Source organism: Kitasatospora cheerisanensis KCTC 2395 (assembly GCF_000696185.1).
Taxonomy (GTDB): Bacteria; Actinomycetota; Actinomycetes; order Streptomycetales; family Streptomycetaceae; genus Kitasatospora; species Kitasatospora cheerisanensis.
In genome coordinates, this window is sequence record NZ_KK853997.1 from 5734144 (window position 1) to 5744076 (window position 9933).

At 71.2% G+C, this 9933-nt stretch carries 7 protein-coding genes; 3 read left to right on the plus strand and 4 right to left on the minus strand.

Translation table 11 applies throughout. The features are described 5' to 3' along the window. The first annotated feature begins 101 nt into the window (after positions 1 to 101). Complete coding sequence (locus KCH_RS25925; RefSeq protein ID WP_244305435.1) at positions 102 to 2651, plus strand: SdrD B-like domain-containing protein; 2550 nt, start codon at positions 102 to 104, stop codon at positions 2649 to 2651. Between the two features lie 174 nt (positions 2652 to 2825). Here KCH_RS25925 and KCH_RS25930 read toward each other — a convergent pair whose 3' ends face one another. Genes KCH_RS25930 through KCH_RS37815 form a run of 4 tightly spaced genes read right to left on the minus strand, consistent with a single transcriptional unit; the run spans position 2826 to position 5732 of the window. After that, positions 2826 to 3260, minus strand: a complete 435-nt coding sequence (locus tag KCH_RS25930) for an NUDIX hydrolase (RefSeq protein ID WP_084223922.1) — start codon at positions 3258 to 3260, stop codon at positions 2826 to 2828. After that, complete coding sequence (locus KCH_RS25935) at positions 3257 to 4510, minus strand: DegT/DnrJ/EryC1/StrS family aminotransferase (protein ID WP_035866932.1); 1254 nt, start codon at positions 4508 to 4510, stop codon at positions 3257 to 3259. Before KCH_RS25935 ends, KCH_RS25930 begins: the two co-directional genes overlap by 4 nt. Then, positions 4507 to 5499 carry a Gfo/Idh/MocA family protein gene (locus KCH_RS25940; RefSeq protein WP_051653454.1) on the minus strand — a complete coding sequence of 331 codons (993 nt, stop codon included), beginning with the start codon at positions 5497 to 5499 and terminating at the stop codon, positions 4507 to 4509. The genes KCH_RS25935 and KCH_RS25940 overlap by 4 nt, the downstream gene beginning before the upstream one ends. A gap of 53 nt (positions 5500 to 5552) precedes the next feature. After that, complete coding sequence (locus tag KCH_RS37815) at positions 5553 to 5732, minus strand: hypothetical protein (protein ID WP_051653455.1); 180 nt, start codon at positions 5730 to 5732, stop codon at positions 5553 to 5555. 188 nt (positions 5733 to 5920) lie between these two features. Between KCH_RS37815 and KCH_RS25945 the strand changes: the two genes are divergently transcribed. Further along, a complete protein-coding gene (locus KCH_RS25945) occupies positions 5921 to 7231 on the plus strand; it encodes a helix-turn-helix domain-containing protein (RefSeq protein ID WP_244305436.1) in 1311 nt (436 codons plus the stop codon). 215 nt (positions 7232 to 7446) lie between these two features. Then, positions 7447 to 9933 (plus strand): SdrD B-like domain-containing protein (locus KCH_RS25950; protein ID WP_051653456.1); only part of this gene is annotated, 2487 nt, incomplete at its 3' end.

Below are 9933 nucleotides of genomic sequence, written 5' to 3' on the forward strand. Positions count from 1 at the left end.
GCGACAGGAGGAGGGGAGAACGTGCAACTCAACAAGAACGGATTCCGGCGCTCCGCCGCGCTCGCGGCGTTACTCGCGGCCGGGATCGCGACGGGCCGGCGGTGTCCGCGCCGGCCGCCACCGCCGACGGTTCGGTGACGGTCCGGGTGGTCCGCGCCGTGGACGAGAGCGGGACGTACAGCCCGGTGCTGAACCCGGGCCTGGCCGGGGTGACGGTCACCCTGACCGGCGAGGACGGCGCGGTGAAGACGGCGGTGACGGCCGCTGACGGTACCGTCACGCTGAAGCCCGCCAAGGCGACCACCAGCGGCAAGTACCGCGTGCAGGTGGTCAATCCGAAGCCCGGTGTGCTGTACCCGGCCTTCGCCGCCCGCGAGGGCCTGACCGGCGCGCCGGACAAGCTCAGCAGCAACGAGGAGTTCGTCGACCTCTCGGCGGGCAAGCAGGCCACGCTCACCACCGGCCTGTGGAACCCGTCCGACTACTGCCAGCAGAACGCCCCGCTGTCCACCGCCTGCCAGCCCTCGGTCGCCGACCCGGCCGGCAAGCGGACCCTGCTGACCTTCCCGTACCAGTCGCGGGGCATGAACAAGGACGTCACCGACATCGGCACGGTCGGCGACACCGGCAACGTCTTCGGCATCGCCTGGAACCGCGACGACCAGCGGCTGTTCAGCTCCGCCCAGGCCAAGCGCGACGCGCCGTACGGCTCCGGCGGACCGGGCGCGATCTACGTCACCGACCCGGCGACCAAGGCCACCAAGCTGTTCGCCACCGTCCCGAACGTCGGCTCCACGCCGCACACCGCGGGCGGCGACGTCGGCTACCTGACCGCCGTCGGCCGGGAGAGCCTCGGCGGGCTGAAGCTCACCGAGGACAACCGCGACCTGTACGTGGTCAACCTCAACGACCGCAAGCTGTACCGCTACGACGCCACCGCGGCCACCGCGGCCAAGCCCAAGGCCGTCTACGCCATCCCGGCCCCTGACTGCCCGTCGGCGGCCGACTGGCGGCCGTACGGCCTCGGCATGCAGGACGGCACCGGCTACGTCGGCGGCGTCTGCTCCGGCGAGTCCACCCAGAAGCTCGCCGACCTGCGGGCGGTCGTCTTCCCGTTCGACCCGGCCACCGGCGAGTTCGGGGCGGCCGTGCTGAACCAGCCGCTCGACCACCGCGGCGCGCCCGCCGCGCCCTGCTCCGGCTACTACTGGTACCCCTGGACCAACACCAAGCCGGGCACCGGGACGTGCTACTACTACGGCCAGCCCGAGCTCGGCGAGATCGGCTTCGAGACCGACGGCTCGATGCTGCTGTCCTTCCGCGACCGCTACTCGGACCAGACCAGCGCGTCCGCCGTGCCGGGCGCCGAGTTCATCGTCTCGGCCGCCTCCGGCGACCTGAACAAGGCCTGCAAGTCCGGCGACTCGTACGTGCTGGACGTCAACCTCGGCTGCGGGATCACCACCCGCGGCAAGGGCTTCTTCAACACCTTCCGGATCGGCCACACCTACGCGACCTTCGCCGGCATGGCGCTGTCCAAGGTCGAGAACTCCATCGCCACCTCCGGCTACGACGTGCTGGAGCACGCCTGGTCGGCCGGCACCCTGTTCACCCTGCGCAACGGAGCGCCCGACCCCGGCATGGGCCAGGAACTCTCCACCGGCGCGGCCAGCTTCGGCAAGGGCGCCTCGATGGCGGACCTGGAGGTGCTCTGCGACCGGGCGCCGCTGCAGATCGGCAACCGGGTCTGGTACGACCCGGAGCGCTCCGGCCTGCAACTGCCGCAGCAGAAGCCGGTGGTGGGCGCGACCGTCAACCTGTACGACGCGGACGGCAAGAAGGTCGGCACCACGAAGACCACCGCGCGCGGCGAGTACTACTTCGACGACACCAACGTGACGGGCGGTCTGAAGCCGAAGACGGCCTACACCATCCGGCTCGACAACGCGGCGGACTACGCCAAGGGCGGCCCGCTGCACCACTGGGTTCCGACCAAGGCGAACGTCGGCGCCGACCGCGCCGTCGACTCGGACGGCACGGTCCCGAAGGGCGGGAAGTACGTCGAGCGGGCGCTGACCACGGGCGGCCCCGGCCAGAACGACCACACCTTCGACTTCGGATTCAGCCGGCAGCAGGGCGAGCTGCGCCTGGTCAAGAACGACCAGGACGGCAAGCCGCTGCCCGGGGCGGTGTTCCAGCTGTGGCGCGAGTCGGGCAAGTCCGACGGCCTCCAGCAGGACGGCGACACGGCGGACGCGAAGGTCGGCGAGCCGTGCACCACCGGCGCGGACGGCACCTGCCGGACCGTCACCGACCAGGGCACGTACTACTGGCAGGAGGTCACCCCGCCCAAGGGCTACCAGACGCCGGAGCAGCCGGTCCTGGGCCCCGTCGTCCTCGACGACGAGCACCTGGAGGCGGGCGTCACCACCACCGCCGTCAACAAGCTCGTCCCCCCGCCGCCGCCCACCACCCCGGCGCCCACCCCGACTCCGACGCCGGCCGCTCCGGCCCCGTCGCAGCCCTCGGGCGGCCTGGCGTTCACCGGCACGGACAGCACCACCCTGAAGTACGCGCTGATCGGCGGCACCGCACTGCTGGTGGCCGGCGCCGGCCTGCTGATCGCCGTCCGCAAGCGGCGCACCGGCTGACGCCATGACACCGGCAACGGGGGCCCGGGAGTTCGCACTCCCGGGCCCCCGTTGCCGCCTGCACCGGCCGGGCTGGTGGCGTGAGCGAAGCCCACCAAGCAGGTCACAACCACCACCGTCCGAGGTCCATGCCGAACCCGGGGCGGTTCAACTCGGGTGTCCCGGGCAGGACGATCAGATGGTAATCAATTTCCGTACCGCGTCGGTCACTTCGGGCAGCTCGCTGGCCGGGGCCCACTGGTACGCGTCGTGTTCGGTGAGGACGACGGGTTCGGCCTTCTCCACGGTCGCGGAGAAGTTGAACTGCCGCGTGGTGCCGCCACGGCTGTTCCGGTAGTCGAAGTGGCCGATGTAGCCGGTGATTTCGCTGATGGTGAGGCCAGTCTCCTCGGCGGTCTCGCGATACACGGCGTCGAGGATGCTCTCGCCGTCCTCGACGGTGCCGGACGGGATCTCCCAGAGGCCGCCCAGGTAGTCGTCCGGGTTGCGCCGGACGAACAGGAACCGGCCCTCGTGGCGGATGACGGCGGCGGCGACGAAGCCGCTGATGCCGGCGGCTTCGGCGTCGGCCGCCAGGCCGGCCACGAACTCGGGGGAGGTGACGGTCACAGCAGCTCCTCGTGATGGTCGCTGATCTTGACGGCCGCGCGGATGTACTGCTCGGCCAGTTCGAGATCCTGCTCACGATGCCAGACCGGGAGCTTGATCGTGTGCGCATGGACGTGCTCGGCGATCGGGAAGTCGCCGGCCTGGTAAGGGCGGTGGGAGTGCGGGTGTCCGGGGAACAGCGGACCCGGCTGCTGGTAGAGCGGCAGCAGGTTCATGGGGCGGGTGGAGCCGGGCCGGTCGAATTCGGTGGCTCCTTCGGCGATCAGCGCCCGGTGGAACGTCTCGATCGGCAGGCCGCCGAGCTCGTCCGGCTTGTAGGTGACCGTCAACCCGTACCAGGAGGGAACCACCCCGTCGGGCATCAGAGCGAGCCGCAGGCCACGGACGCCGGACAGGTGCCGGGTGAGGTAGCGGGCGATCTCCGTGCGCCCGGCGAGGTAGCCGTCGAGGCGGTCGAGTTGGTCGCGGGCGAGGGCTGCGGCCAGAGGGTGGATGCGCAGCTTGAGGCCGGCGCCGGTGGCCGCGTACCGCGCGAGTGGATGGCCATCCGGGATCTCGTTCCTGGCTCGCTTGTTGTAGTGCGCGAAGGCGACGGTGCGGTAGTAGGTCTCGTCCTCGTCGGTGAGGACGAAGCCGCCTTCGCCGCCCGACAGCGGCTTGGGGCCGTTGAGGGAGAACGCCGAGGCAAGTCCGAACGTACCGGTCTTCTGTCCGGCGATGCTTGCTCCGTGGGCGTGCGAGCCGTCTTCCAGGACCACCAGGTCGTGGGTGTTCGCAACCTTGACGACCTCGGCCATGTCGGCGGGCCGGCCCCACAGGTGGGTGGCCATGATGGCGCGGGTGCGCGGGGTGATCAGTTCCTCGATCCGGGTCGGGTCGATGTTGCCGTCCGGCCTGGTCTCGCACAGCACCGGGACCGCGCGGAGGCTGAACAGCGGCGAGGCGGTGGCGTGGAAGGTCCAAGCCGGCACGATCACCTCGTCGCCGGGCCGGACGCCCGCGGCCCAGTACGTGGTGTGCAGGGCGGCGGTGCCCGAACTGGTGGTGATCGCGTGCCGGACGCCGAAGTACTCCTGGAGGCCGTCCTCCAGGTCGGCGACGATGCCGGAGCGGCCGGGGATGGAGATCGCGGTCTCCAGTTGGGCGGCGACCTTGGCGCGGGTGGTGTCGTCGATCGGCGGCCACTGGAAGTGGGGACCGGGGGCGGTGACGGCGGGTTCGCCGCCGAGCAGGGCGAGGGTGCTGGTCACAGCATCTCCTTCGGGTTGACGTACCGTCCGGCCGCCTTGGAGCGGTAGCAGGCCGCGATGAACGCGGCGTGGGCGAGGTGCTGGTCGGGGCCGGAGGTGTTGGGGCGCCGGCCGTCCATGACCCGGCAGAAGTGATCGATCTGGGCGGTCGCGGCGCTGGCCGGGGCGTGCGGGCGGCTCAGTTCCTCGGCCACGGTGCCGTCCAGGTTGAAGCGTTGGACGGTGCCCGTGGTCAGCAGGACGGAGCCGTGGGTGCCGACGACGTGGAGACGTTCGGTCTTGGGTGCCATCCAGCGGGACAGCAGCAGGGAGCCGTAGAGGCCGCCGCCGTAGCCGAGTTGGACGACGGCGGTATCCTCCGCGTCGTAGTCGGCGTCGGGCAGCGCGGTGGCGGAGAACTCGGCGATCACCCGGTCTGGGAGCCCGAAGTACCACAGCAGCAGGTCGATCAGGTGGTAGCCCATGTCGATGATGCAGCCGCCGCCGGCCTGCCGGACATCGCCCCGCCACCCGGCCTCGGGGCGGTCGGTGTGGAAGGTGTACTGGCCGTCGATCAGGAACGGCGTGCCGATCTGGTCGAGCAGGCCGATTGCGCTGGTGCAGATCGGGTTGAAGCGGCGCTGGAGGGTGACCATCAGTTCGATCTGCCCGAGCTTGCAGTTCTCCGCCAGCTCCCGGGCCTCCTCCGGGGAGGTGGCGAACGGCTTCTCCTTGAGCACGTGGACGCCTCGGACAGCGCACTCCTGGACGACCTGGCGGCCGACATGGTGCGGCACCGCGACGATCACGAAGTCCGGCTCCACCTCGTCCAGCAGCTGGCGGACGTCGGTGAATCCGGGCACCCGGTGGGTCTGTTGCTGGGCCCGCAGCGCGTCGGGGTCGCTGTCGCAGACGGCGACCAGCTCGGCCCTGCTGGACCCGGTGAGGCCCGGGAGGTGGTCTTTCACGGCCTGGTGGCCCAGGCCGATCATGGCTGCACGGCGTTTCATGGCACTCCCATCCAGAATGTTGGCGAGGGGGTGGAGCCGGTCCGGGAAGCAGGTCAGACGTCCGCCGGGACGCTGTCCGGCAGTTCGGCGACGGGCGGTGAGACGGTGGCGGTGGTCTCGGCCTGGTGCGCGGCGATGCCGAGCAGGGTCGCGGCGGCGATGTTCAGCGCAAGCCAGGACGCGGTGACGAACCCGTCGATTCGTCCCGCATCCGTTTGGAAACGTCGCTGCATGACCGGTCTCTCCTCGGACCACAGGGGAAGGCCGCAGCAGACTGACTGAATGTCAGGTCGGAGGCGGATCGGCCGCCCCGAGCGGCTGACTTTCAGTCAACAGCCGTGTACACCGAGGCGGCAGGTGCCAGGCTGTGGGCCAGTTGTGGGCCAGTTGTCGGCCCGGGTCGGCCAGGGGAGGGGCGCTCGTGTCGGACGACGCCGATGCGATCGGGGCGGTGATCAGGTCCGCGAGGACGAAGAAGGGCTGGTCGCAAGGCCGTCTCGGGAGGGAACTCGGCGCCGCGGAGGGCAAGGGCGCCGAGGGGCCGCAGCGTGACCAGGTCTCCCGGTGGGAGCGCGGAGACCGAAGCCCGAAGTACTGGATGCCGTTCCTGATCGACGTTCTGGATCTCCAACTACCAGCCACCCACGGTGGATCGCCAACCGACGAAGGGCATCCCCGTCCTGGCGATACCGTGGCATCAGTCCTCGCGCTGGGAAGGAGCGACGTGGAACGACGGCAATTTCTCGCGGCCTCCAGCGGATACGCACTCGCAGCTCTCGGTCTGCCCGACCTCGACAGCATCACCCGCCGAACGCGCCTCCAGGCCGACAGCACCGTCCGCGTCGGACGTGGCGAGGTCACCGCCGTCCGACAGATGACCCGGGCACTCGGCGACGCCGCCGCCGAACTCGGCGGCGGCCACGCCCGCCACTTGGTCGTCCACTACCTCAACGCCGACGTCGACCGCTGGCTGAACGGCACCTGGACCGAGGCCGTCGGCCGCGATCTGTATGCCGCGACCGCCCAACTCGTCCACCTCGCCGGATGGATGGCACAGGACGAAGGAAATCAGGGCCTCGCTCAGCAGTACTATGCGCACTCCTACAGCCTGGCCGCCGAGGCCCGGGACTCCGAGCTCTCCGCCACCGCTCTGCGTGGACTCGCTGTCCAGGCCATTGACCTCGGACACCGAGCCGCTGCGGTCCGCCTCTCCGAAGCCTGTGTCGATGAGGCCAGGCAGCTCAACGATCCCAAGGCCCTCGCGTACTACCAGGTCACGCTGTCCGACGCCGCCGCCCGGGACGGCGACCGCCGGATCGCGACGCACTACCTGGCCGCCTCGCAGAGCAACATCGAGCGCTCTGCGCCGGAGCCCGGCGAGTCCTGGGCCTCCCATTTCAGCATCGGGCGCTGGGCCCACCACTCCGGCATGATCCTCGCTCAACTCGGCGACTACGAAGCCGCGCAGGACCACCTGCACCATGCCCTGGACGTCCACGGCCTCGACCGCCGCCGCAGCCGGGCGATCGTCCTCGCCGACCTCGGCACCGTTCGCCTCCGCCAGGACGACGTCGACGGTGCCCTCGCTGCCTGGCACGAGTTCCTTGACTGCTCCGACGGCATCCGCTCCGTCAAGGTCGAGGACGCTGTGCAGGACATGCGCGCCCGACTGTCCCGACTTCGCGCAGTGGCCGGTGTTGCCGAACTTGACGAGCGCGCCGCGGCTCGGTGACGGACGAGGCGTCGGACCGGCTGATGCCGTGGCAGCGACGACAGGGCCCCTGCCGGCGCTCGTTGCTGATCATGCGTCAGGTCTGGTGCCCAGTCGTGCTGTTGCCCGCATCCGATGAAACGGAAGCAGTAGTTCCGAATTGCCTCCGGTACCCGCTAATCTCCATCCAGCGCGCCCCTCCCGGGGGGAGGGGCGCGCCGCAACGAAGGAGGAACGTGCACCCCACGAGACAGCGGCTCCGGCGCCCCGCCGCGCTGGCCGCCTTACTGGCAGCCGGACTTGCCGCCGGCCCGGCGGCGTCCGCGCCGGCCGCCACCGCCGACGGTTCGGTGACGGTCCGGGTGGTCCGCGCGGTCGACGAGAGCGGGACGTACAACCCGGTGCTGAACCCGGGCCTGGCCGGGGTGACGGTCACCCTGACCGGCGAGGACGGCGCGGTGCGCACGGCGGTCACCGCCGCCGACGGCACCGTCACGCTGAAGCCCGCCAAGCCGACCGCGAGCGGCAAGTACCGCGTGGACGTGGTCAACCCGCAACCCGGCCTGCTGTACCCGGCGTTCGCCTCCCGCGACGCGTCCGCGCCGAACCGGCTGAGCAGCGACCGGGAGTTCGTCGACCTCTCCGCGGGCAAGCAGGCCACCGTCGTCACCGGCCTGTGGAACCCGTCCGACTACTGCCAGCAGAACGCCCCGCTGGCCACCGCCTGCCAGCCCGCCACCACCGAACCGGCCGACGGGCACACGCTGGTGAGCCTCCCGTACCGGACCCGGAGGATGAACGACGCCCGGGGGGAGATCACCGACCTGGCGACCGGCGTGCAGACCGGCACCGTGTTCGGCCTGGCGTGGAACCGCGAGGACCAGCGGCTGTTCAGCTCCGCCCAGGCCAAGGCGGGCACCGCGTACGGGCCCGGCGGACCGGGCGCGATCTACGTCACCGACCCGGCGGCGAAGACCACCGCGCTGTTCGCCACCGTCCCCGGCGCCGGCGGCACCGCGCACGCGGGCGACGACACCGGCTTCCTCGCGGCGCCCGGCAAGGAGAGCCTCGGCGGGCTGAAGCTCACCGAGGACGGCCGCGACCTGTACGTGGTCAACCTCCACGACCGCAAGCTGTACCGCTACGACGCCACCGCGGCCACCGCGGCCAAGCCCAAGGCCGTCTACGCCATCCCCGCTCCTGACTGCCCGTCGGCGGCGGACTGGCGGCCGTTCGGGCTCGGCATGCAGGACGGCACCGGCTACGTCGGCGGCGTCTGCTCCGGCCAGTCCACCCAGAAGGCCGCGGACCTGCGGGCCGTCGTGCTGCCCTTCGACCCGGCCACCGGGAAGTTCCGCGCCGCCGTGCTCGACCAGCCGCTCGACTACCCGCGCCTGCCCTCCTACTTCCGCGCCACCGACCCGCTCTGCCGGGGCGAGGGCTGGTACCCGTGGACGGACGTCTGGCCGGTCGGCGAAGGCGGAAAGCCGTGCGGCGGAAGCGCGTTCGCCAAGCCCGAGCCGGTGCTCGGCGAGATCGGCTTCGAGACCGACGGCTCCATGCTGCTGGCCTTCCGCGACCGCGCCGCCGACCGCATCTCCGGCGCCAACCTGACCGCCCCGGTCTGGGCCAACGGCGACCTGAACAAGGCCTGCAAGTCCGGCGCCCAGTACGTGCTGGACGTCAACAACGGCTGCGGGAGCACCACCCGCGGCACCAAGTTCTTCGACACCCGCCGGGTCACCATCAACGGCGTCACCTTCCACCCCAACGCCGCCTACGCCGGACTCGCCCTGTCCAAGGTGGAGACTTCCATCGCCGCCGCCGGCGTCGACCCGGACGACAGCACCTACGGCTACGGCCCGCTGTTCACCCTGCGCGACGGCACCGTGGACCCCGGCGCGGGCGTGCGCCTCAACCCCGGCAAGCGGGCGGCCTTCGGCAAGGGCACCTCGATCGGCGACCTCGAAGTGCTCTGCGATCGCGCCCCGCTGCAGATCGGCAACCGGGTCTGGTACGACCCGGAGCGCTCCGGGAAGCAACTCCCGCAGCAGCAGCCGGTGGTGGGCGCGACCGTCAACCTGTACGACGCCAACGGCAAGAAGGTCGGCACCACGAAGACCACCGCGCGCGGCGAGTACTACTTCGACGACACCAACGTGACGGGCGGTCTGAAGCCGAAGACGGCCTACACCATCCGCCTCGACAACGCGGCCGACTACGCCGAGGGCGGCCCGCTCCACCACTGGACGCCCACCACCCGGGCGGAACTGGCCCTCACCACCGGCGGCCCCGGCCAGAACGACCACACCCTCGACTTCGGCTTCGGCCGCCAGCAGGGCGCGCTGCGCCTGGTCAAGCACGACCAGGACGGCAAGCCGCTGCCGGGCGCGGTCTTCCAGCTGTGGCGGGAGGCGAACAAGTCCGACGGCCTCCAGCAGGACGGGGACACGGCGGACGCCAAGGTCGGCGACCCCTGCACCACCGGGGCCGACGGCACCTGCCGCACCGTCACCGACGAAGGCACGTACTACTGGCAGGAAGTCACCCCGCCGCCCGGCTACCGGACCCCGGAGCGCCCGGTGCTCGGGCCGGTCGTCCTCGACGACGAGCACCTGGACGACGGGGTCACCACCACCGCCGTCAACACACTGCTCCCGCCGCCCACCACCCCGCCGCCCACCACCCCGCCGCCCACGACGCCGGCACCCGCGCACCCGCCG

Coding starts and splice junctions, on each gene's coding strand:
- KCH_RS37815 (WP_051653455.1), bottom strand. CDS start 5,732: ATGCAGCGACGTTTCCAAACGGATGCGGGACGAATCGACGGGTTCGTC.
- KCH_RS25940 (WP_051653454.1), bottom strand. CDS start 5,499: ATGAAACGCCGTGCAGCCATGATCGGCCTGGGCCACCAGGCCGTGAAA.